Annotated in this window: 20 protein-coding genes; 10 read left to right on the top strand and 10 right to left on the bottom strand. The window is 44.3% G+C overall.

Annotated elements, in window-relative coordinates:
• Positions 1 to 11 precede the first annotated feature (11 nt).
• From H171_RS22040 to H171_RS24655, 4 genes are read left to right on the top strand one after another with little or no spacing between them, the layout of a single operon-like run.
• Positions 12 to 1,088 (top strand): ABC transporter ATP-binding protein, encoded by a 1,077-nt coding sequence (locus tag H171_RS22040; protein WP_100307044.1) that lies wholly within the window; start codon positions 12 to 14, stop codon positions 1,086 to 1,088.
• Positions 1,081 to 1,893: an ABC transporter permease gene (locus H171_RS22035; protein WP_100307043.1), complete on the top strand. Its 813-nt coding sequence runs from the start codon at positions 1,081 to 1,083 to the stop codon at positions 1,891 to 1,893. Before H171_RS22040 ends, H171_RS22035 begins: the two co-directional genes overlap by 8 nt.
• On the top strand, positions 1,893 to 2,678 hold the full coding sequence (locus H171_RS24660; RefSeq protein WP_242977047.1) for an ABC transporter permease: 786 nt from the start codon (positions 1,893 to 1,895) through the stop codon (positions 2,676 to 2,678). The genes H171_RS22035 and H171_RS24660 overlap by 1 nt, the downstream gene beginning before the upstream one ends.
• A gap of 15 nt (positions 2,679 to 2,693) precedes the next feature.
• The gene (locus H171_RS24655) at positions 2,694 to 3,791 is read left to right on the top strand and encodes an ABC transporter substrate-binding protein (RefSeq protein WP_242977045.1); all 1,098 of its coding nucleotides are present in this window, start codon (positions 2,694 to 2,696) and stop codon (positions 3,789 to 3,791) included.
• 157 nt (positions 3,792 to 3,948) lie between these two features.
• Here H171_RS24655 and H171_RS22025 read toward each other — a convergent pair whose 3' ends face one another.
• Positions 3,949 to 5,109 carry a tyrosine-protein phosphatase gene (locus H171_RS22025; RefSeq protein WP_157803208.1) on the bottom strand — a complete coding sequence of 387 codons (1,161 nt, stop codon included), beginning with the start codon at positions 5,107 to 5,109 and terminating at the stop codon, positions 3,949 to 3,951.
• A 350-nt stretch (positions 5,110 to 5,459) separates the two neighbouring features.
• Between H171_RS22025 and H171_RS22020 the strand changes: the two genes are divergently transcribed.
• Both H171_RS22020 and H171_RS22015 read left to right on the top strand, forming a co-directional pair.
• Positions 5,460 to 5,990 carry a GNAT family N-acetyltransferase gene (locus H171_RS22020; RefSeq protein WP_100307041.1) on the top strand — a complete coding sequence of 177 codons (531 nt, stop codon included), beginning with the start codon at positions 5,460 to 5,462 and terminating at the stop codon, positions 5,988 to 5,990.
• Positions 5,991 to 6,186: 196 nt separating this feature from the next.
• Positions 6,187 to 8,610 carry an HAD-IC family P-type ATPase gene (locus H171_RS22015; RefSeq protein WP_157803207.1) on the top strand — a complete coding sequence of 808 codons (2,424 nt, stop codon included), beginning with the start codon at positions 6,187 to 6,189 and terminating at the stop codon, positions 8,608 to 8,610.
• 154 nt (positions 8,611 to 8,764) lie between these two features.
• On the opposite strand, the gene H171_RS22010 is transcribed toward H171_RS22015, so the two are convergent.
• From H171_RS22010 to H171_RS21995, 4 genes are all read right to left on the bottom strand, one after another.
• Positions 8,765 to 9,613, bottom strand: a complete 849-nt coding sequence (locus H171_RS22010; RefSeq protein ID WP_100307039.1) for a DNA adenine methylase — start codon at positions 9,611 to 9,613, stop codon at positions 8,765 to 8,767.
• Complete coding sequence (locus H171_RS22005) at positions 9,604 to 10,653, bottom strand: DNA adenine methylase (RefSeq protein WP_100307038.1); 1,050 nt, start codon at positions 10,651 to 10,653, stop codon at positions 9,604 to 9,606. The genes H171_RS22010 and H171_RS22005 overlap by 10 nt, the downstream gene beginning before the upstream one ends.
• 80 nt (positions 10,654 to 10,733) lie before the next feature.
• Positions 10,734 to 11,966: a sensor domain-containing diguanylate cyclase gene (locus H171_RS22000; RefSeq protein WP_100307037.1), complete on the bottom strand. Its 1,233-nt coding sequence runs from the start codon at positions 11,964 to 11,966 to the stop codon at positions 10,734 to 10,736.
• A 3-nt stretch (positions 11,967 to 11,969) separates the two neighbouring features.
• Positions 11,970 to 12,338 (bottom strand): V4R domain-containing protein, encoded by a 369-nt coding sequence (locus H171_RS21995; RefSeq protein ID WP_100307036.1) that lies wholly within the window; start codon positions 12,336 to 12,338, stop codon positions 11,970 to 11,972.
• A 254-nt stretch (positions 12,339 to 12,592) separates the two neighbouring features.
• On the opposite strand from H171_RS21995, the gene H171_RS21990 reads away from it, so the two are divergent.
• Positions 12,593 to 12,967 (top strand): metal-dependent transcriptional regulator, encoded by a 375-nt coding sequence (locus H171_RS21990; RefSeq protein ID WP_100307035.1) that lies wholly within the window; start codon positions 12,593 to 12,595, stop codon positions 12,965 to 12,967.
• A gap of 64 nt (positions 12,968 to 13,031) precedes the next feature.
• Here H171_RS21990 and mgtA read toward each other — a convergent pair whose 3' ends face one another.
• Positions 13,032 to 15,677, bottom strand: coding sequence for a magnesium-translocating P-type ATPase (gene mgtA, locus H171_RS21985; protein WP_242977043.1), 2,646 nt, complete (start codon positions 15,675 to 15,677; stop codon positions 13,032 to 13,034).
• Positions 15,678 to 15,975: 298 nt separating this feature from the next.
• Between mgtA and H171_RS21980 the strand changes: the two genes are divergently transcribed.
• Positions 15,976 to 17,142, top strand: coding sequence for a tyrosine-type recombinase/integrase (locus H171_RS21980; RefSeq protein ID WP_100307033.1), 1,167 nt, complete (start codon positions 15,976 to 15,978; stop codon positions 17,140 to 17,142).
• Positions 17,143 to 17,386: 244 nt separating this feature from the next.
• On the opposite strand, the gene H171_RS21970 is transcribed toward H171_RS21980, so the two are convergent.
• Both H171_RS21970 and H171_RS21965 read right to left on the bottom strand, forming a co-directional pair.
• On the bottom strand, positions 17,387 to 18,853 hold the full coding sequence (locus tag H171_RS21970) for a sensor domain-containing diguanylate cyclase (RefSeq protein ID WP_100307031.1): 1,467 nt from the start codon (positions 18,851 to 18,853) through the stop codon (positions 17,387 to 17,389).
• A 114-nt stretch (positions 18,854 to 18,967) separates the two neighbouring features.
• Positions 18,968 to 19,180: a nucleoside triphosphate pyrophosphohydrolase gene (locus tag H171_RS21965; RefSeq protein WP_330404275.1), complete on the bottom strand. Its 213-nt coding sequence runs from the start codon at positions 19,178 to 19,180 to the stop codon at positions 18,968 to 18,970.
• A gap of 360 nt (positions 19,181 to 19,540) precedes the next feature.
• Between H171_RS21965 and H171_RS21960 the strand changes: the two genes are divergently transcribed.
• On the top strand, positions 19,541 to 20,137 hold the full coding sequence (locus tag H171_RS21960; RefSeq protein WP_100307029.1) for a hypothetical protein: 597 nt from the start codon (positions 19,541 to 19,543) through the stop codon (positions 20,135 to 20,137).
• 130 nt (positions 20,138 to 20,267) lie between these two features.
• Here the strand turns inward: H171_RS21960 and hydE are convergent, their stop codons facing one another.
• Together hydE and H171_RS21950 are read right to left on the bottom strand one after the other, a co-directional pair.
• Positions 20,268 to 21,359 (bottom strand): [FeFe] hydrogenase H-cluster radical SAM maturase HydE, encoded by a 1,092-nt coding sequence (gene hydE / locus H171_RS21955; RefSeq protein ID WP_330398905.1) that lies wholly within the window; start codon positions 21,357 to 21,359, stop codon positions 20,268 to 20,270.
• Positions 21,356 to 21,721, bottom strand: coding sequence for a VOC family protein (locus H171_RS21950; RefSeq protein ID WP_100307028.1), 366 nt, complete (start codon positions 21,719 to 21,721; stop codon positions 21,356 to 21,358). Before H171_RS21950 ends, hydE begins: the two co-directional genes overlap by 4 nt.
• 300 nt (positions 21,722 to 22,021) lie before the next feature.
• On the opposite strand from H171_RS21950, the gene H171_RS21945 reads away from it, so the two are divergent.
• A complete protein-coding gene (locus tag H171_RS21945) occupies positions 22,022 to 24,193 on the top strand; it encodes a glycoside hydrolase family 88/105 protein (RefSeq protein ID WP_157803206.1) in 2,172 nt (723 codons plus the stop codon).
• Positions 24,194 to 24,223 lie beyond the last annotated feature (30 nt).

Here is a 24,223-nt window from a genome sequence, read left to right as displayed (position 1 = left end):
GATAAAGGGACATGGGTCAGCCATTAATTGATTTACGGAATATTACAAAAAGCTTTGACGGTACCATGGTACTGGATGATTTAAACCTCTCGGTAAAGGAGAACGCATTTGTTACCCTGCTAGGACCCAGCGGATGCGGCAAGACTACGACCCTTCGAATCATCGGCGGCTTTGAAAGCCCTGATAAAGGGCAGGTGATTTTTGACGGGCAGGACATCACCAGCCTGCCTCCCAATAAGCGTCAGCTGAATACTGTGTTCCAGAAATACGCTTTGTTTAACCACATGTCCATTTCAGAAAACATCGCATTTGGCCTAAAAATCAAAAATAAACCGAAGGCTTATATACAGGATAAAATTAAATATGCCTTAAAGCTGGTCAACTTAGACGGCTTTGAAAACCGCTCAGTAAGCTCCTTAAGCGGCGGCCAGCAGCAGCGGATCGCCATCGCCAGGGCAATCGTAAACGAGCCAAGGGTCCTTCTCCTTGACGAGCCTTTGGGAGCCTTGGACTTAAAGCTTCGCCAGGATATGCAGTATGAGCTGATCCGTCTGAAAAATGAACTGGGCATCACCTTTATCTACGTTACCCATGACCAGGAAGAAGCCCTGACCATGTCTGATACCATCGTTGTCATGAACCAGGGTTATATCCAGCAAATGGGCTCCCCGGAGAACATCTACAATGAACCGGAGAATGCCTTTGTGGCTGATTTCATCGGAGAAAGCAACATCGTGCCCGGAATTATGGTCCGGGATGAACTGGTGGAGATTTTTCATGCCAAATTCGTCTGCGTGGATAAGGGCTTTGGAATCCATAAGCCGGTTGACGTGGTCATCCGTCCGGAAGATATCGACCTGGTAGCTCCTGAGGAAGGCACCCTCACAGGCATTGTTACCCATTTGATTTTCAAAGGCGTCCACTATGAGATGGAAGTGACCACCCCTGACGGCTTTGAATGGCTGGTACACAGCACGGATATGTTCCCGGTCGGACAGGAGGTGGGCATCCACGTGAACCCATTCGACATTCAGATCATGAACAAGCCGGCTTCTGAGGATGAGGAGGCCGTGGGAATCAATGAGTAAAAAACTATTATCCGGCCCATACATCATGTGGATGATCGGCTTCATCCTGATCCCGCTTGCGCTGATTGTGTATTACGGGCTCACGGACCGGTCCGGGGCCTTTACCTTGGCAAACGTCCTCTCCGTAGCATCGGCAGAACACGCAAAGGCCCTTTGGCTTTCTCTGGGACTTTCCTTTGTAAGCACTGTCCTCTGCCTGATCCTTGCTTATCCTCTGGCCATGGTTCTGCGTTCCAGAGGGATGGGTCAGGGAAGCTTTATCGTTTTTATCTTCATCCTTCCCATGTGGATGAATTTTCTGCTCCGGACCCTGGCATGGCAGACGTTGCTGGAAAAGAACGGCGTTATAAACGGCGTTCTGACCGCACTCCATCTGCCTAATCAGAATCTGATCAATACATCGGGAGCCATTATCCTCGGTATGGTTTACAACTTTCTGCCGTTTATGGTTCTTCCTATTTACAACGTACTGATGAAAATCGATGACAATGTGATAAACGCTGCCAGAGACTTGGGGGCCAACACGGTTCAGGTTTTGTTCCGGATCCTTTTTCCCTTAAGCATCCCCGGCATTGTAAGCGGGATCACCATGGTATTCGTGCCGGCTCTTACCACATTTGTTATCTCAAACCTTTTGGGAGGAAGCAAGATCCTTCTGATCGGCAATGTGATCGAGCAGGAGTTTACCAAGGGAAGCAACTGGAATTTAGGCTCGGGCCTTTCCCTGGTTTTGATGATTTTCATTCTGATCAGCATGGCGCTTATTGCCAAATATGATAAGAACGGGGAGGGGACGACATTCTGATGAACAGAAAGACTTTTATTAAACGAATGATTCAGGATTTTTACCTGGTGATCATTCTGGTATTTTTATATGCCCCTATTGCTACAATGGCAGTGCTGTCCTTTAACAGCTCTAAATCCCGTACCCAGTGGGGCGGCTTTACCACCAGATGGTATACAGAGCTGTTCTCAAGCAGTACCATTATGACGGCCCTTTACAATACGCTGCTGATCGCTTTCCTGTCTTCTCTGATCGCGGTCATTATCGGCACCGCTGCGGCAATTGCCATTAACGGCATGAAGCGGGTCCCCCGCTCCCTTCTCATGGGCGTTACCAACATCCCCATGCTGAATGCGGATATTGTTACAGGAATCTCCCTTATGCTGGCATTTATCGCCTTTGGGATTTCCCTGGGCTTTAAGACCATCTTAATTTCACACATTACCTTTAACATTCCGTATGTCATTTTAAGCGTCATGCCTAAGTTAAAGCAAACAGATAAAAGCACTTATGAAGCCGCCATGGATCTGGGAGCCACATCGGTCTCCGCATTTTTCAAGGTGGTGTTCCCGGATATCCTTCCGGGTGTGCTTTCCGGTTTTCTCCTTGCATTCACAATGTCCTTAGATGATTTTATCATCACACACTTCACAAGGGGAGCCGGCATCAATACTCTTTCTACCCTGATTTACAGCGAAGTACGCCGGGGGATTAAGCCCTCCATGTATGCGCTGTCAAGTATCATCTTTATCACGGTGCTGGTTCTGCTGCTCATCACCAACTTTGCACCAAAGCGTAAAAAATAATAGGAGAATATTCACATGAAAAAAACTTTATCTAAGATCATGGCAGTCGGCTCCCTGTGTGCTCTTTCCCTCTCTGTATTAAGCGGCTGCGGAAAATCCGCCCCCAAGTCAGGAGGCGCCGGAGAGGTTTACGTATACAACTGGGGGGAGTACATTGACGAATCCGTTATCCAGGAATTTGAAAAAGAAACTGGTATTAAAGTCGTTTATGACATGTTTGAAACCAATGAAGAGATGTATCCAGTCATCGAGGCAGGAGGCGTAAAATACGACGCGGTGTGCCCTTCCGATTATATGATCCAGAAAATGATCGAAAACAATCTTCTGGCTGAGATCAACTTTGATAATGTTCCAAATGTAAAGGAGATTGACCCCAGATACCAGGAAATGTCAAAGAGCTTTGACCCTGAAAATAAGTACTCCGTTCCGTACTGCTGGGGAACCGTAGGAATTCTTTATAACACCAGCATGGTAGACCCAAAAGACGTTCCAACTAAATGGTCTGACCTTTGGGATGTAAAGTTTAAAGACAACATCCTCATGCAGGACAGCGTCCGGGATGCCTTTATGGTGGCATTAAAATCCCTGGGCTACTCTTCTAACACCACCAATGAAGAAGAAATCAAGGAAGCAAAGGAACTGCTGATCAAGCAAAAGCCTCTGGTTCAGGCTTATGTCATCGACCAGGTCAGGGATAAGATGATCGGCGGTGAGGCTGCAGTAGGCGTCATCTATTCCGGAGAAATGCTTTACATCCAGAATGAAGTGAAGGACCTTGGCCTTGACTACTCCTTAGAATACGTGATCCCTGAGGAAGGAACCAACCTTTGGCTGGATTCCTGGGTCATTCCTGCCAATGCGCCTAACAAGGAAAACGCAGAGAAATGGATCGACTTCCTCTGCCGTCCTGAAATTGCCAAAAAGAATTTTGAATACATCACCTATCCCACTCCAAATAAAGGTGCCTTTGATTTACTTGATCCGGAATTGCAGAACAACAAAGCCGTTTTCCCGGACGTGGACTCTTTAAAGAACAGCGAAGTGTATAAATATCTTGGGGATGAGGTGGATTCCCTTTACAATGAAGCCTGGAAAGAAGTAAAATCCAATTAAATGGTCTCAAGCATTAAAAGGCACGAGACATCATATTACCGCTTGATTTTAAATTTACAAAAAAGGCAGATGCTTAAAGGATGTCTCACAGAGACATGAACGATCCTTTATTCACCTGCCTTTTATACTCTCAATTAAGCCTGTCTGTTCGTATGACTCAGTTAGAAAGATTGACTTTAATTTTTTCTATTTCATCGTCTGTTAAACCTATTGACTTGATATAAGTCTCTGCTGCTTTGGACAAATCTACCCCTTTAAGGCTGCCTCCCTTGGGAATACCAGCCATCTGTCTCATACTCTCCAAGATATTATTGTTCCCAATCCGGTCATATTGACCGGGTGCGACAGGTACATGAAAGAAATTAACGAAACTGTCCATATAGTCATCTTTAATCTCCCAATATTTCGCACCCATCAGGGATTCAAGCAATGCGGCAACGAATCCGGTCCTGTCTTTTCCCTCTACACAATGGATAAGGTAAGGACCTTTCTTTTCGCTCATTTCCCGAAGAATAACTGCAAGTTTCTGTTTGAAATCTTCCGATTGTGAATCAAGTCCCATACCCATTGCGTACACATTACCGGTATCATTCAGTCCCTTGTAATATGCAAGATTGCCGTTGGTATCGGTTCCTAAATGAGCCGACACCTCATCGGCAGTTTCTGAGAGATTAAATATAACCTTGACTCCCGCAGCCTCCGTAAGCCGCATAGCGTATTGATTTCTTCCAATTTCCGGATTTATCGGGTTGGATGACCTGTATAGCCTGCCAGGAGCTATACTGCCATAAGTTATTTCACGGAAATTGGCAAACACCTCATCACTGCTATAGTCATCTCTGTTATTCGTACGTTTCAGTTGTCGTATTTCGTATTCATCCAGGTAACCTCCCTTTTTTGAAAGGTTGATCGTTACATTATCATTAACAGCCGTCCCGTATGTATCTGCAAAGCTGCCGAGATTTATTGCCAATATGATGTCCTCATTCGCTTTATCCTCAGCTGACGATGCAACGATTACTACCTTCTTACTGTCCACATCACTATAGGAGGAACATACAGGAACCTCTAATAGCTGACCTCCAATTGTTACATCAACGATGTCTCCGTATTGGAATAATTTTAGAAAATCCGGGTTTTTAATGCCGATATATACATTGCCATACTTTTCATGGACTTTTGAAACCTTAACGGATAACTGGTTCTGGGACTCTTGTATTACACCTGTATTTTCATAAGCCATGGTGTAAACAGGCTTAGCACCACTTAAGAATACAGCAATAAATAAGCCAATCGAAATACATCTTCTCCTTTTCATAAAACGCCTCCATATATTATATTTTATAAACCTCATACATCAAGAATACCACAGAACAAGCATGATGTTAAGTATAATTGGACAACAGTTTTCCCGTTGTTATTTCCGGTATATATCTCCTAATAAATGTGATGCCCGGCTACCCGTACAGCGGGAAAGGTACGGACAACTCTCTCTGGCGTAAGCCACGGACTTAGTCTAATGTCTGAAAAGAGAGCAAAATTTTTATTCTTATTTCATTAAGTCTATTCCTTAATTTTATGTTGGAAATCTTCATATATATTTGAGGTTATGCTATAATTATTTAATGTATATGATAACTGGTTTTAAAGAAAGAAAAAGGGGTCAAAGTGGAAAATATCGTTACAGACAGACTGATTATCAGAAGGTTTCAGCCAAACGATTGGCAGGATATGCACGAGTACTTGTCTGACAAGGAAACCGTAGCCTTCGAACCATATGATATCTATTCAGAAGCCCAGGCCGAAAAAGAAGCAATCAGAAGATCAAATGATGAATCTTTCTATGCGGTCTGCCTGAAAGGGACCGGAAATCTAATAGGGAACCTGTATCTGGGCAAAGAGGACTTTAATACATGGGAATTAGGATATGTGTTTAACAGAAAGTACCAGGGCCAGGGCTATGCCACAGAGAGCGCTAAGGCTCTCCTTGACCATGCCTTTACACAGTTAGGGGCAAGGCGTATTATCGCCATGTGTAACCCAAAGAATGACCATTCCTGGAAGCTGCTTGAACGCCTACATATGAGACGTGAGGGACATCTTTTACAGAATATTTATTTTGAAACCAGCAGCAGCGGGGAACCCGTATGGCTGGATACTTTCGAATACGCTGTATTAAGATCAGAATGGCGCCAGTGATAGTAGCTTCAGAACAGTCTAAGCCGGCTGAATGATAACATTCCGCCGGCTTATTTTATTGTCATGACAATTGACTGTAATATACAACTGTAAAGGAATATTTGTTTAACTCACAGAAAAAGCGGGAAACCTATTTGGAAGACTTATGGACCAGTTAACGACAGAATTATATAGGAATTGTAATGGTGATCATCATATGAAAGACAGAAAAGGCAAAGGGTTATTAATAAATAAAACCTTAAAGCGATGCAATCCTGATATCGGTACAGGACTAACTGCAGAACAAGTCCGCAACCGTATAGATGCAGGAGCTGTAAATATACAAAGAACGGGGCTTACCCCGTCAATCTCCAGTATTATTTCAAAGAACATTTTTACACTGTTCAACTTCATCAATATTTTCCTGGCGGTGATTCTGGTTATTGTCGGACATCCGGAAAATATACTTTTTCTTGGAATCGCCATAAGCAATACGTGTATGGGTATTTTTCAAGAATTGAGGGCCAAACACGGATTAGATAAACTATCTGTATTAGCCAAGGCTCATGTGACCGTAATCCGGGACGGGTCTGAATATACAGTGGCACAGGATGAGATTGTACTCGACGATATTGTGATACTGGCTATCGGTAACCAGGTATGTGCAGATGCAGTGGTTGTTTCTTCGGAGCGGCTTGAAGTAGATGAATCCCTTCTGACCGGAGAGACAGATCGAATTCAAAAATCAAAAGGCGATACTCTTCTGTCCGGCAGTTATGTGACAAGTGGACATGGCTATGCCCAAATAACTGCCATAGGGGAAAATAGTTATGCTCACTCTCTGACCGTGGAGGCTAAAAAGAGCAAAAAACAGGTTCCTCCACTTCTGCGTACATTAAACCGCATTATCTTGATTTTGACCATTGTAATACTGCCGCTTGGAACCACGTTATTTTATATGAAATACTTTTTGCTTGGAGATTCGCTGGAGACTGCTGTGCTGGGCTCGTCAGCATCTGTATTGGGCATGATACCGGCAGGACTGATCTTATTAACCGGTGTCACGATGACTGTCGGTGCGCTTAAACTGGCAAAAAGAAAAGCGCTGGTCCAGGAATTATACAGTATAGAAACTTTAGCCCGCACGGATGTGCTATGTCTGGATAAAACAGGAACCATTACAGACGGATCACTGCAGTTTGAAAGGCTGGAATTATATTCCGATGCTTCTGAAAAGGAGGTGGAATTAGCAGTTTCTGAACTAATGGGGACTTTGGAAGACAAAAATGCAACAGCCGCAGCATTAACCAAAGCATTTGGGAAAACTGAAAATTGGATTTCTGACATCATTTTACCATTCTCCTCAGAGCGCAAGTGGAGCGGTGCTACTTTTAAAGAAAAGGGCAGTTATATCATTGGTGCGCCAAATATCGTATTTAAGGGCAGTAATAAAGACTTTTTAGAACAGGCCAACGAAAAGGCCGCCTTGGGATTCAGAGTACTGTGTCTTGCACACTCTCCACTATCTATCACGGAAGAGAAGCTTCCAGAAGAGCTAAGCTGCTTCGCGCTTTTGGTCCTTTCTGATCACCTGCGGGAGAATGCAAATGAGACCTTCCGGTATTTCTCACAGGAAGGCGTAATTTTAAAAGTGATTTCCGGAGATAATCCCCGAACGGTCCAAGCAGTTGCAGAAAAGGCTGGAATCTCAGGTTCAGACAAAAGCATTGATATGAACCTGGTGGAAAGTGAAGCTGACTACGCAGCTATCGTAGAAGAATATACCATATTCGGCCATGTGACACCGCAGCAAAAGCGGGAGTTGATCCGTGGCCTAAAAAAAAATGGTCATACCGCATGTATGACCGGAGACGGTGTAAACGATATTCTGGCGATGCGTGAAGCCGATTGCAGCGTTGCAATGGTTGGCGGAAGTGATGCTGCCCGCTCCGCCTCTGATTTCGTGTTAATAACAGATGATTTTAGTGTCATGATTGACGTTTTAAAGGAAGGACGAAGGGTAATCAACAACATAGAAAAAGTTGCAGCGATTTTTCTTTTAAAGACCGCCTACTCTGTGTTGCTTACCCTGATTTATATTTTTATTCCATATCCCTATCCAATTGCGCCGCTGCAAATGATGCCGATTAATGAACTTACCATTGGCATACCATCGTTCTTTTTGGCACTGCAGGCAAATTATTCCAGACCAGAAGGAAAGCTGCTTACTAATATTTTAGAGCACACTATACCTGCTGCAATAACAGTTGTATTTAATACACTTTATATACAATTAGCGGGCATTCTCTTTCATATTCCTACAACGGAAACTTCAACTATGGTCGTCTTCCTAATAGGAGTAATGGGCTTTTACCAGCTGGCAAAGTTGGCAAAACCATATACGCAGCGCATTCGGCTGCTGTTGATTGGATTAATTTGCAGCTTTGTCCTATGCTTCGCGCTTTTGGGTAATTTATTTATGTTATCCAGTTTAATCAGCCGGAATGTATTTTTTTATATGCCGCTTGTGTATTTCAGCTATCATGTTCATAGCTTTCTGGGCAATGTCTGCCGTAAGGCGGTTGAGGCATTTCATATTTTAAAAACTGCCGGCTGGCTGAAGCGGAGTGTCCGCGAATAAGATATTGGTAAAAATTGTGCCTTCTTTAACAGTTTAACTGATGTTTGAAATCGCAATATTCTTATATGGAGTAAAAAAAGCCAAATGAAGGGAAGTCTAATAACGACTTCCCTTAAACATACATTATTAACCTTGTCCTGACAAATAACCTTTATTAATAATTGGTGATCAGTACCTCAACCGTAACCGCATCCCGCTCTTTAAACTGATAACTGCAGTTCGAATAGGTATGATCGATATAATGAACCTGATACCCCTTGCTCCACTCAATGAGAAGGTCATTGGATAATCCCTTATGGTATAGGACATTGGACAGGGCAAACCGGGTACCTTGTTTGTGAAGCCGGTCCAAAAGCGACAAAAGGGCCTGCTCCTCCCGTTCCTTCCAGTCCTTAAATCCCCGGTTCCCATCGTTATAATTCCCCGTTGAGATCAGATATGGCGGATCGCAGTAAACCAGGTCTTCCGGCCCCAGGCCATTATAATCCAGTTCCATAAAGTCCAGGTTTGAAAACTCAATGTTCTTCTCGTGAAGAGCCTGGCAGAACTCTGTTAAATTCTTTTCAATGCTGCCATTAAAGGAGCTTCTGTTCCTTCCAAAGGGTGAATTGAATTCATGGCTGTTATTAAAGCGTATCTGATGGTTAAACGCATAACAGGCCAGGACAAACAGCTCCGTTAAATCCTTCGTTCTGTTATAGTCTGACCGAAGAGCATAATATCCTTCCCTGTTCTGCTGTGTCAGCTCATACTTTGAGATCAGGCCCTGAATCCTCTCCAGAATTTCCCTGATGCCGGTGGAACGGAACATCTGGTACAGTTCAATGAGATACATGATCTGGTCATTGCAGACGATCTGACTGGCTTCCACGTTAATCCCTACGTTGAAGCCCCCGGCAAAGACATCCACAAATGTGCGGATATTCTTTGGAAACGCCTCAAAAATGGGTTCCAGAATCTTATATTTTCCCCCAGTATAGTTTAGAGGACTTTTTATGTACATGGCGGCACCTGCTTTTCCATATAAAACAAGAGCTCCCGTAACCGTTCTGTTTCCTTTACCTTCCGGCTCTTGTATCTCCGGTATGGAATCTCATAGATCTGGAAGGTTTCCGGCTTTCCGTGCTTTTTCATGGCCTTCTCAATTTCATCTACCGTCATAAGCCCGTCCGTGCTGTAGCTTAAGATGATATGCTTAAACTGCGCATTCTTAAGCAGCTCTTCAAACGCCGGAACCACCTTATTCTTCATACAGAATTCAGATTTCTGCCCTTCGTCAGGCCGCTGCCCGGTAACTCCCCGAACCATTGGGTAATCATATCTTGCAGCTGTTTCAAGGACATGGTAATTGGAAAGATACTGGCGCGCATTATAGGGAGGATCAATATAGAGGATGTCCCCCTTAAGGCGTGTTAAAAGATCCACTCCGTTTTCATTAAAAGAACGGTTCTGCTTTCCATTGTGTGTCACAGCCAGCCGGTACAGCTCATACCGCTTGTAGCTTCGCCTCTCCCAGGCTTTATGGAATGCGCCATAGGTTCCTGAGGTATTGGAAACAAAAGGGATCCCCTCCACGATGCAGGCAACTAGATAATAATATTCGTCCTCACTAAGCAGTCCGGCAGCCTTCCAGTCTTCCACGGTACACCTGGCAAAATCAATGCGCAGAGCATTCTCGTCATTTAAATACATGCGGCCGCCTGTGGGAGCATAGGTATTCTGAAAAAACCGGCGCTCCTTTGGCAGCTCTTCTAAATCCTTTTTTTCCCTGCCGTTAAAAAAATCTACCGGATCCGTGATTCCGGTTTCATCCTGCAAACGGGCAAATTCCGGCACACTGTCATTCTCAACAGTAGCCCTTTGCAGCACATAGGAAAAGTACAGCAGGTCATTGGAACAGACCTGGTACCACTGTTTAAAATATCTGGCAACCGCTGCGGTTCCAGAAAATATATCACAAAAGCTCTCCGCTCCCGGCGCCTTTTCATCAATCACATGCTTAATCTGGTCCAGCAGCAATGTCTTGCTTCCAATAAATCTCATTCTTTTCTTGCTCCTATTTCATTTAACCTGCCTATCATTATAATGTAAAATCATAAAAAACACAAGAAAAGTTGAGCTTTCTAAATTCCTTTGCCGCCTAACCCGTTATTTTTCTTCTTTCGCCGCCTTTTAAAGCGGTACATTCTTTCATCTGCTATATTTAAAGCGGCTTCCGGAGACAGTTCCGTCCCCTCTTCAACATAAACCACTCCATAGCTGATGGACATCGGATAGACCTTCGCAACTTCAGACAGTTTCTTATCGATCAGGTCCATCCTTTCCTCTGCCGTCTGTTCGTCGCACCCCCGGAACAGCATGATAAACTCATCGCCTCCGAACCGGCATGTAATATCTATATCCCGGGCGGAGTCCTTCAGCACTTGCGAAACGGACTTTATATATTCATCTCCATATAAATGCCCGTACAGGTCATTGATATTTTTCAGCCCGTCCATATCAATCATGCAAAGGGAAAAGGGAATGCCCTTTTGTATATAAGAGTCAATGGTACGCAGGCCGCTGCGCCGGTTATCCAGCCCGGTCAGTTCATCCTTATAGGCCATGACCTCTAAGAAAGCTTCATTTTCCCTCTGATATGTAACATCCGTCATGAGATGGACCACCGCCTTTTTATCCTCCCACAACAAGGAATAGGACCTTACCTGGAAGGTCTTATTGCGGGAGCATTTGAATTCATACCGCAATTCCTGTTCCAGGCCGGTATGGGATTTTAAGCGGGCCATTAAGGGACAATCTACTCCCCCGCAGGCAAATTGCCTTGTCCCGGGGTCATAAAACCTCTTTCTGGCTGAATCATTGGTATATAATACCGTCTCGTTCTCTTCTTCTATAACAACAACCCATTCCTTCAGACTGTTTATAATGAATATCAGCAGCCTATTAAACCTTTTGATCTTATCTGCCTGCTCTTTCAACTCATTTTCCCTTATTTCCAGCTGGACTACCATTTCATTAAATGCCTGGGAAAAATCCCCCATGAAATTCACCCGCTGCTTATAATCTCCCTTGATCACCTGTTCGGTCTGCCACGCCAGATGCTTTAAAGCAGCATGAAGCTGTTTTAATTCACCTGCCTGAAAATTGTGGCGGTCAGGCAGAGGAACATTTAAGTTCCCTTCCGCCAGATTCTTAAGAAGCTCATTGGATTCCATAAGACAATGAGAAAGATAGAAAACTGCCTGCTCCAGATCTGAATATACCTGTGCCTTCTCCTCCAGCTCCCCGAAAACCGGCTTATTTAAAATGATATTGCGAATCTGCTCCAAAAGTACAGACGCATCTTTTTCTGTCATCCACTACACCTTCGCTTGTTGATCGACATTAGCCTCAAATCTGCATACACTTGCACCGCTGGCCCAGCAATCAACCTCTTTTACAAGATAATCCTTTCCCGTGTATTCCTTTAAAACGCCGGAAAGAAATCCTTCGTCATAATTACACACTTGATCTCCCGTCACAGGGAGTCCGGAACAATCCAGGTCTTCCCCAGCAGTCAGGACCACATCTCCAGTGCGGGGATCAAACTTTTCAATTCTTAGAATGCCTATCTTATGTACCTCCAGGCTGTTTTGCAGGGACGCCAGATTCCTTCTCCCTTCTGCTATATTCCCTATCATACTCCAGGAAAAATCTTTCTCTTCTCCTATATGAAAAACTTTGAACATATGCCTCCCCCCATATCTTTGTATGCACAGCCCGATTGCTTCGCCCTAAGGGCATCTGCAAAATGATAAAGTCAACCATAATACATTATAATAAAAAATTTGACATATTTCAACAAAAAAATGGTAACATAGTTTTTTTGTAACCAAAATAAACAGGTAACAAAATAATATAAGAAGAAGTCATCTTGAAAAGTTGTGCCGGTCCATGTTAAAATAAAGGAATATCCAATGAAAGCAGGAAAGAGGGTGATGATATGAGGATACAGGAATCTGCAGAAAATTATCTGGAAACGATCCTGATGCTAAAGAAGCGCAATGGCTATGTGCGCTCCATAGACATTGCCGAAGAACTGGACTTTTCCAAACCAAGCGTCAGCGTGGCAATGAAAAACCTCCGGGAAAACGGGTACATCGGGATAGACGAAAACGGTCACATCACTTTGCAGGAAAAAGGGCTTGAAATCGCAGAAAAGATATACGAACGCCACACCTTGCTTTCGGAGTGGCTGATTGCCCTTGGGGTGACTCCTAAGACCGCACTGGAGGATGCATGCCGGGTCGAGCACGTAATAAGCGCGGAAAGCTTTGCAGCCATTAAAGCTCATGTGAATGGTGAAGGAGAAGCATAAAAGAGAAAGCAAAAAGAGCAGTCAGGCGAAACAGGCCGGCTGCTCTTTCTATGATTGGAGGTCGTTACATCCATTCTTTATATCGGTGTATATATACTTTTTTCATCATCTGAACGGCTGCAAGATAGCCGATCAGAATCAAAGCAAGCCATGGAACGAACTGTACCGGCAGACGGTACATATCTAAACCAACGGAAAGACCTGTAAATCCAATGACCAGTGCAAGGACCGCAACTATAAATGTTGATAGGAACAGGGGCATGGAAGGCATGCTTTGCACAAAGGGCAGCTTCTCCGTGCGGATCAAGTGGATGACCAGTACCTGTGATATGGTTCCGAATACGAACCAGCCGCAATGAAACAATGGGGAAAGCTCCACCTTATTGGCGCCAATGGCCCACCACATAACTGCATAACACAAGATATCAAAAATTGAGCTAAGAGGGCCAAAAAAAGTCATAAAGGATTTAATGGACTTTGTTTCCCATTTATGGGGCTTTTTTAAATATTCCTTATCCACATCATCAAAGGGTATGCCCATCTGGGAAAAATCGCACAGCAGGTTTTGGGTCAATATCTGCACCGGCAGCATGGGAAGAAACGGCAGGAGCAGGCTGGCAACTATGACGGAAATCATGTTTCCGAAATTCCCGCTTGCTGCCATCTTAATATATTTGATGATATTACCAAACGTGCGGCGTCCTTCTATGACGCCTTCCTCCAAAACCATCAAATCCTTTTCCAGAAGAATGATATCGGCGGTTTCCTTTGCAATATCCACGGCACTGTCAATGGAAATCCCCACATCAGCCTGGTGCAGGGGCGGCGCATCATTGATGCCGTCTCCCATATACCCTACCGTATGGCCTGCGCTCTGAAATGCTTTTACTACCCGCTCCTTCTGGGAGGGAGATAATTTTGCAAACAAATTACATATGCCTGCTGCCTGTAAAAGCTCTTTGTCATCCATCTGTTCCACATCCCGGCCTGTCATCATGTTGGAAGCATCTACGCCCACTTTGCTGCATACCTTTGCTGCCACGCCCTCGCTGTCTCCGGTGAGGACGACCGTTCTCACCCCATGGTCGTAAAGGGCGGCAATGGCGGTGCCTGCACTCTCCTTTGGCGGGTCAAGAAAGCCGATAAAGCCTATTAAAACCATATCCCGCTCATCGTCCACGCTGAATACCCCTATGCCGGGAACCTCGTTCTTCTGGGCAACGGCAATGATCCGCAGACCATCGTTATTATACTTTTCATAGGTCGCCATGGCGATACGCCGGGTTTCCTCATCCATTGGAAGAACGTTCCCGTTCATCTCCACAAAGGATGAGATCTCCAGGATTTCTTCCACCGCTCCCTTAGTAATCAGCTGGAGTTTTCCCTTTTGGTCGGTCAAAACCACGCTCATCCGGCGCCGCGTGAAATCAAAAGGAATTTCATCAATGCGGCTGTAAGAACTTAAAACAGGCTCCAGTCCGTTCTGTTGGGCACGGTTTATGATCGCCAGATCAATAAGATTCTTAAGGCCGGTTTGAAAATAGCTGTTTAAATAAGCATGGCGCAGGATTCTGGTATCCTCCTCCCCTTTTAGATTCATGTATCTTTCCAGAACCACCTTATCTTCGGTCAGGGTCCCTGTCTTATCGGTGCAGAGCACATCCATCTCCCCAAAGGTCTGTATGGCTCCAAGAGTGCGGACAATTACTTTGTGCCTGGACATGGACACTGCTCCCTTTGCCAGGGTGGAGGTCATAATCATGGGCAGCATTTCCGGCGTAAGACCTACAGCGATACTGATGGCAAAAAGAAGGGCCTCTGCCCAGTCTCCTTTTGCAATGCCGTTAATGAAAAATACCACCGGGATCATGACAAGCATCCTTCGTACCAGAAGTCCACTGACAGACTCTACCCCCCGTTCAAAGCTGGTCTTGGCTCTGTCACCTGACAGAGATTGAGCCATGGAGCCGAAATACGTGTTATTACCGGTCTCCAGAACCACTGCTGTGGCGCTTCCGCTTACCACATTAGACCCCATAAAGCCGATGTTTTTCAAATCCGTCAAAGCATCACCGGGATTATTGTCCCCGTCAGCGAATTTCTCCACAGGAGCAGACTCACCAGTAAGGGCCGCCTGAGCCAAAAAGGTGTCTTTGGTGGTCAGGAAGCGCACATCTGCCGGAAGCATGTGACCTGCCGATAGCTTTACTATGTCTCCCGGAACCACTTCATCCATGGGGATTTCAGTAAGTTTTCCACCTCTCCACACATCTGCTTTGTTGGAAATCATCTCTGAAAGCTTTTCCGCGGCGGCATTAGAACGCTGACTCTGGACAAAGGCAATCAGACTTGAGACAATCACCAGAAAAATGATGATGGAAACAGTTAGATAATCAGGCCTTGAGGAAGCGATAACATCTGTAAAATAATTAACAGCCGCAATGACAAGTAAAATTACGTTAAAGTGATTAATAACTGCCTCTCTGAGCCTGTGGAGCGTTGTATCTTTTTTTCCTGCCGTGATTACATTTGCTCCGAATTCATTCTGCCTTTCTAAGGCCTCCTCATTGGTAAGGCCGTTGTGTGAGACAGAAAGGGATGACAAGAGATTTTCTTTCTCAAGGAACGCATAAGCTCTGAGCTTTTTTTCCGTGTCGTTTCTGTTTTTCTGGATCTGTGTGCTGATTGTTTTTTTTCTCATGAATTTCATTGGAATCATCCTTTCTTTATTATGATTCCCCAATGAAAATAAAATAGCAATAAAAAAAACCGTCCCAATAGACGGCGTAAAAAGCACAAGCGAAAAAGACTGTTTTTGGATCAATCAACGGTACATTTATATTAACAACAATGGACGGGCGCTAGTTTAATGCGCCTGTATATCGGTATTTATTTACCAATGCAGAGGCTTCTGTGGATTTTATAATTTATCTGGTAATATTTGGATTATTTGCCGTTATTAGAAACGTCATATAATAACTATATGATAAGCAAAGGAGTATTGTACAATGCCGCGAAGAGGAGAAAATATATACAAACGCAAGGACGGCCGCTGGGAAGGCAGGAGTTTAAAATCGGATGGAACGTATCGGTATTTCTACTCCCGAACCTACAAAGGCGTAAAAGAAAAGATGAAAAATCACCAGGAAATCCAGGAATCCGTTGGACAGAAGCCTACCTGGAATGGAAGCGATGTCTGCTGCTTATTTGAGGCTTGGCTGGAGGATGCCGCCCTTCGGGTAAAACCCTCTACTTATGAAAGCTATTACCGATGCATGAATAAATATGTGATTCCTTTTTTTAAAGAGGAAAAGAGTCGGAAAATTACGGAAGATTCTGTTCTTTGCTTTGTTAAGGCCATAAGAGAAAATACCAGTCTGGCAGATTCATCCAAGAAGAAAAATCTTACCATCTTTAAAATAGCTTTAAAAGAAATCTTAAAGGGGGATCCAGAGGGTTTTTCGATTATTGAACAGGTGAAAGTTCCAAAGCCGGAGGACAAGGAGGTTAAAGTCTTTTCCTTAAAAGAGCAGAGGCTCATAGAAAATGCGGCACTGAATTCCAAAGACAAGCGTGCGGCAGGGATTATTCTGTCATTTTATACAGGCATCCGCCTTGGTGAATTGTGTTCCCTTAAATGGGGAGATATTGATATGGAGGCCGGCACCCTGTCCATTGCACGGACCGTATCCAGAATCAAACATTTTGAAGAGAGTGAAACCAAAACATCCCTGCAGGTAGGAGCTCCGAAAAGCCGCAAATCTTTAAGAAAAATTCCCCTGCCGGATTTTCTGTTAAAAATGTCAGAAGAGCGGGGATTTTCTCATGCCAGCCCGGACCATTATATCTTTTCAGAAGGGGATACTCCCTTAGATCCCCGCTGCTTTCAAAAGCTTTATAAGAAACTATTAAAAGAAGCTCATGTGCAGGACCGTAAGTTTCATGCCATCCGCCATACCTTTGCCACCAGGGCCCTTGAGCTGGGGGTGGATGTAAAAACCATCAGCGAACTATTGGGACATTCCAGCGTGTCCATTACCCTTAATGTGTATTCCCATTCCCTTATGGAACAAAAAAAGGCGGCCATCGAAAAGTTTAACCATATGTATCTTTTAAATATGGAAACTGCCACCGCCCTGCCTGATCCTGCCCCAACTTTAAAAAGCATTACATAAGCCGTTACTTTTACAGTCAGGCTACTCCCCGGATATCCTGGCCATCACCAGAGCATAAAGCTTTCCCATGGTTTTCCTGTTCCGCACCGTAGCCGGTCCGCCAATAAGGACATATTGGCGGAAAGTTTGAAATTGCGGATTGCATAGCTTTAAGCGTTTTGCTACTGCCTCCTGCGGCGGCTGATGAAAAAGGCGGATATAAAAGCTCTCTCCTATGCATCTTCCCCTTTCCCGGTCATATTTTCTATAAAATAAGATTGGCCTGATTCCGTCCTTCTGACTTTGACTTATAAAGGGCCTCATCCGCCCGCTTTAATGCATCGTTAAAATCTTCATCTTCTTCCTTAAAGAAGGAAAAGCCGATGGATACGGTGATCCCGATCTCCTCATGTTGGTCCAGTATTTTCAAAGAAGATACAGAAGTCAAAAACTTGCTTCCAAAATCCAGTACATGCTTCTCTTCCATACCATAAAGAATGATGATAAATTCATCACCGCCCCAGCGGATGATCTTGTCCGTACTTCTTAAGGTGCATTTCATTACATTAACAAATTCCGCCAAAGCCATATCCCCTGTGGAATGGCCGTATCTATCATTGATCCCTTTAAAATGATCTAAATCGCACATCATGATTCCAGGGCTTAAGCCTGTCCGTTTAAACTCCTTAAAAGCATTGGTCAAATCATTGGTCCCGCTTCTCCTGCTCCCAGCCTTTGTAAGGGCATCCTGGTTAAGCTCAGATTCCATTGCCCTTTTTGCATGGCGGTAATATATCTTTTCCAATAAGGAAACAGAAAACAGGCTGACGATTAATATAACAATGAGCAGTAAAACCAAAAGAAGGGTGATCCTGGATACCAGCACTTTGCTTTCCTGATTGGTCTGGTCAACATATGGCTGAAGATCATCAAGATACACTCCCATGGCGACCACCCAGTTATAATCCTTATATAGCTTTGCATAAGACAGCTTCCTGGATACCTTATCACTGCCTGGTTCCTTGAAATAATAAGAGGAAAACAGCTCTCCATCCTTAATAATTCCCTGAAGCTCGGTCAAATATGGATAATTTCCTGCGATATCAGTCATATCCGTCGAAAGATAGATTCCTTCCGTCTCCGGCATGTTGGGATGGATCCTTCGGATGGCATAATTTTTACCTCCCTGATAATTCTTAATCTCATTCACCCAGATGTAGGAATTTCCGTCAAATTTAGAATTCCTGATCACACCGGCAATGTCCGCCTTAACAAGCTCATCCACGTAGTTCCTGGTGATTCCAAAGAGGAATGAATAATCTCCGTGAATGAAAACACGGTAGGAGGATAAACCGGAGGTATTGGCCTTAAGAGTATCCTTCCAGGTGTTTCCTGCCAGATTTCCCGGGTCATAAGTTACTTTATTTGCCGCATTATCCCATACGATCACGGTCAAAAAATTATAATCCGGATTATCCCGGAAAAAACCGATAAAGAAATCATTGAATTCAGAGTCCGGAAGATCCTTTTTCATATTAATGATATCAGATGTTCTGGATATAAAGGCTTCCATGTGTGACGATTTAGCAGCCCGCCTTAATCCTATTTCGGAAATCAGGTTATTGACCGTATCCTTTAGAAAATCTTTCTTAATGTTATAGATTGCTTCTTCTGATTTTTCAATATAAATATCTCCGACCTTGGCAATAGAAAATAAATAAAAGCATACCATGACAGCGCAGATAATGCTGATAATTGTGGATAGAAATATTGCGTATTTCCGCCTGATAACGCATTCCTCCTTTTTTGGAATGTATATTTTTCATATCAAGTAAGCGCTTTTCATTTACTCATCCACATATTCCAGAAAAATTCTGTTATTAAATCCGCCCCTGTCTTTTGCCTTTTTTTTCCGCTCTGCCTCCAGTTCCGCCTTTGTATATCCTCTGGCACTGCAAATAGAATATAACACTTCCAGCACATCTGCCATCTCTTCCAGGCTCTTATCCTCCAGATATTCCTTTACCTCTTCGTTAAGCTTTTCTTCCAGCTCCATCATATATTCTTCATCAGACAGAATACGGCATACCGCTCTCTTACCTTTTGCTTCAATTACTTCAGGTATCCTGTCCCTGACTAACTTATCGTACCTTTTAATGGAAAATCCCTTCTTTCCAGTTAATCAATTTAACGGTCCCATGCTTTTCGAAAGATACACTTAAAAAACAGTATATCACATTCATGATAAAATGTCGCTTGTTCCTGGAAATAATCACTGCTAAAATTCATGAATTTTTCTTTACAGCCCCTGTTTCCACGCTGTGAACAAAGATTATTGCTTCTAAGCACATCTATAGTAATATTTTACAGCAACAGCTTATAATATTAAATAATTCACATGCTATTTAGGGGGATTTATATGAGTAATACCACTGCAGGCAGGAGAGGAACCATCAGCGAAGACGGGAGCATCCTGCGCATTGAAAATGCACTAGTAGAAGATGTTTTTACTTCCAACAGCAGAACTGGTTATGTCCTGGTTTCCTACGCAGCTCCCGGCCGGAATGAAATGATCAATCTTGAACTCCTGCAATTGAACGTTGATTGGGACACAATCTTAGTCAATCAATTCGGCGACTCTATCAGCCTGTGCACTGTCAGGAAGGGGATGTGGTTAAATGCCGAGTTCTCCGCTGCCATGACAAGGAGCATTCCCCCTCAAACAAAGGCTTTCCGGATCGTTGCATTCGTGCAAACGCCTGCGCACCGCGTAACCACGGACCGGATCGTCTCCGTGGATGTTGTAAATGGCTTCCTAGACACCGGCAATCCTGATGATGTGACGGACCAGATGAGATTTATTGTTTCCCGCGCTACAGAAATCCTGGATCGGAATAATAATCCTATTCTCTTCAGCTCCCTTCAGCCTGGACAGTTAGTAAGGGTCGACCATGCCAACTTCCAGACCGCCAGCATTCCTCCACAGTCCACAGCTTATCGCATTCAACAGATTTAACCTTTCTGAGATAGAATAAACCGCTTATTATCTTCACAGGTATAATAAGCGGTTTTATAATGTTAATCAGGAAATGATAATCAAATATCTCCTTCTTGGATCATATCCTCCAGAGAATGAGCATTTCCAGCTATTCTTTATAATCGCCTCTTTTTTCCACCACGTTATAACCAATGGAGGCAACACGGTTTCTCAGACAGACATTACATTCTGCAGCTTCCTCTCCGGTACAGATCTTATTGTCATATAATTCGTATTTCTTCCGGACACCAATAGGAGACAAATTAGGCATCAGAACATTGGCTCCTGACAGGATGCCTTTTTCCCTTCCCTTGGGGTCAAGAGTTCCTAATGCTGTGGTGGAAGGCAGCAGTGCATTCGGCAGCATCAACCTTAAAATCCCTATGAGAAACAGGGTGAGGTCAACACTTCCCGCCGGGAAATCAGCAAATGGCGTATCCTTATGAGGAATAAAGGGCCCAATGCCCACCATCTGGGGAGACAGTTCTCTGATAAACTCCAAATCTTCAGCCAGACACTTTGCGGTCTGGTAGGGGGAACCTACCATGAACCCGGTGCCCACCTGATAGCCGATCTTTTTTAAATTCCTTAAGCATTCCTTCCGGTTTTCTAAGGACAGGGAATCCGGATGAAGACGGGAATAATGTTCCTCATCCGCTGTTTCATGGCGGAGGAGGTAGCGGTTTGCTCCCGCCTCATAATATTTCAAATACTGGTCATAGGTTTTTTCCCCTATGGAAAGGGTGATGGCACAATCCGGATATTCCTCCCGGATGGTTTTAATAATATCCACCATTACCTCATCTGTAAATGCAGGGTCTTCTCCCCCCTGAAGCACAAAGGTACGAAAGCCCAGTCCAAACCCGGACTCACAGCAGGAAAGGATCTCTTCCTTGCTTAACCGGTACCGGCTGGCATTTTTATTGCCTCTTCTTATGCCGCAGTAATAACAGTCATTTTTGCAGTAATTTGTAAATTCGATCAGTCCCCTGATATAAACTTCCTTCTCATAATGATCCTGACTGTAGGTCCTTGCCAGGGAAAATAAATATTCACTGTCTTCTTTATCATAATTTTCCAGCAGGTAGATGAACTCGTCCTTATCCAGGTTATGAGTTTCATACAGCTTGTCAATCAAATGCTTCATTTTCTTTACTCCTTGTTCTGTAGTGTCCGCTGCTGCCTGGTTTTTTCCGTTCATTCCCCCAGGGTTTCCACAAGCTGTATTCTCATGCCATTAGGATCTTTCATAAAGGCGAACCTCACGTGGGGATTTGGCTGTATTGGCTCTCCCAAAACAACCACGCCTTTTTCCTTTGCCAGAGAAAGGGTCTGATCAAGGGATTCCACTTCAAACCCCCAGCTGATATCATCTCCTACATGAATTTCCCTGTCTCCGCCGCATATAAATTCGATTTGTGTTTCCCCTTCACCTAAAAATGCTATTTCAGTACCAGGACCGGCTGGGAATCTTCTGGTCACCTTCAGACCGATGATCTCCTCATAAAATTGGATTGATTCTTCTAAATTCCTGACGTTTAAAGTGCTCCAGCAAAACTTCATAATAATTCCTCCTGTTTTAATCAATTTTTCATATTTTATATTAGCCTGTGCAAAAAGGATATCAGTGCTTAATCATACCAGAATGACATGTTTATTCTATCATTTTCTATATAATAGTTAAAGACAATTTTAAAACATTTTTTCGTTGGATTCCAATCTTCATGTAAGTAGCCAAAAGTATGATTTTATCAAAAAAAGTCTCGATTACATAAGATTTATAATACTTTAATCTATTATAATATAAATATAGGATTCAGAAAACTTTATATGGAACGAAATTCTTTACAGGAGGAACCCCTTATGAATTACGAAAGTAACAAAGTCTGCGGCAGCAGTTACTTCCATTGGGAAGAAAGCGCCTTCCACGTATATGGAGAGCGGGATCGTGAAGTAATTGCACTGTTAGCCAGCCGTTTTATCGGGCATAACCCCCAGGCGCCTTATCAGTACCGGCTGGACTTCACATCCGGCATTACGTGCAATACAAAAGGTTGGTATCAATTCGATTTCGGCAGCCGCTTTCCCCAGGCCGCAGTTGGAGAGGTCTGCTATGGGGCAGGAGATTTATACAGCCACAGCCAAGCTGTCTCCCAGTTTCAGATCCAATGCTGCGGACCGACTTTATTATGGGTAAATGGAGAAAAAGCATTTCACTCTCTTCCCCCTCAGGAAGGCTTGAAATCCTGCTGTACATGTTCCATTCCCCTTAAAGCAGGTCTTAACCATTTTCTTCTGGAAACCGAAAAAACGGAAATCGGTTTCGGCCTCTCTCTCCGTCATGCACAGCCCCAATGGCAGCCCTCCCATTTTACGGCGCCTTTGGCCGAAAGAAAGGGACAGGCAGGTTTTGTCTATAGCCCTCCAATTGGCCGGGAGACAGCAGATACCTATGCTCTGATTGAAGGTTCTTTTGAGGGGCTCCCCTGGTTTCCAAGGCAGGAATATGAGGCGCCCGTCTCCCCCTGTCCATTATCCCGTATTTTCGGTCTGGACAGTCAGGGAACCGTTGCTGCCAAAAGCAGTTTCTTCCATGGGGATTCCGGCAAGGTACTGATCAAAGGCAGCTCCAGTCAGCCGCTTAAGGTCTATATCAACGGGGATCTTTCCTTCGAATGGCTGGAAGGGGCCTTTGAAAAGGAAATCTCTCTGCCCAGAGGAAGATATGAGGTAATACTAATTTGCAAAAAGAAAGCAGGTCACGATACAGGTCTGGCAGTTGAATTTCAGGATGCCGGCGGTACCCTGCCTCTTTGCACCGGGGTAAAAGGATATGAGGGTGAATGGATCTATACCGGTCTTTTTGAAAAGGAAATTCCACCCATCAGTCAATTGACAGGCATGGATAAAGTGTTCTACGGATCAAATGGCACCTGCTACTGGCAGGCAGATCTGCCGGATTCCTTTGTGCGGATCTTCGCAGAGCAGGAATTATACGGAAAATGGACCTATCCCTGCGGCGTAACCCTTTACGGCATGTTAAAAGCGGGTGAATATCTCCACCGTCCGGACTGGCTGGAGTATGTACAGGAATATGCCCGGATGACTGCGGCAGTGTATGATTATTCCATTTATGATAAATCGGTATTCGGATATCCGGGAGTAAATACCCAGCTTTGCTGGCTGAGCGAGTTGGATGACTGCGGCTCCTTTGGCTCCTTTCTGCTGGAAGCCAACCGGCGGTGTCCCTCGGAAGAAGCCCATGCCCTGGCGGATGTGATCGCTGATTTTATGAAAAACCGCCAGCGAAGGGAAAAGGATCAGGTGTTCTCCAGAAACGACAACACCATGTGGATCGATGATATGTACATGAGCATCCCGTTTTTATGCCGTTACTACCAGTTAAGCGGAAAAGAGGAATACTTAACAGAAGCTTGCCGCCAGGCAAAGTTATTCAAGCAGTACTTCTTTATGCCAGGTCAAAATCTGATGTCCCATATTGTGGATCTGGAATATAAGAAAATGAATAAAATCCCCTGGAGCCGAGGAAACGGCTGGGTCGTTCTGGCCTTATCAGAGCTGCTTCTGGTTCTCCCTGAAGATCACCCGGAATATAAGGCTGTAGCTGGATTCTTCCATGAGATGGCGGAAGGCATTTTGCAGGTACAGGATGAAAACGGCCTGTGGCATCAGATACTGGATGACCCTTCCACTTATGAAGAGGCTTCCTCTACTTCCATGTTCATCTGCGCTCTTTCCAGGGGAATCCGCCTGGGGATTTTAAGTTCAGAGCTATGCCGGGAAAGCGTTTTATCCATTCAGCGGGCATGGAAAGGAATGAAGCAAAGGGTAATCAACCGGAAGGGCGACCTTTACGGTGTCTGCCAGGGCTCCGGCTGCTCCTTCAGCCGCTCTTATTACCAGCAGCTTGGATGGCGTTTCAACGACCCCCATGGAATAGGAATCGCTATTTTGGCGGGAATCGAAAAGCTCATGCTTGACGATTTCCTCCAACATAACCATTTCTCTGTATAAATAATATATGCTTCCCTTATGGCAGGCAGC

The organism is [Clostridium] celerecrescens 18A (assembly GCF_002797975.1).
Taxonomy (GTDB): Bacteria; Bacillota; Clostridia; order Lachnospirales; family Lachnospiraceae; genus Lacrimispora; species Lacrimispora celerecrescens.
This window is presented reverse-complemented; position numbering and strand designations above follow the sequence as displayed.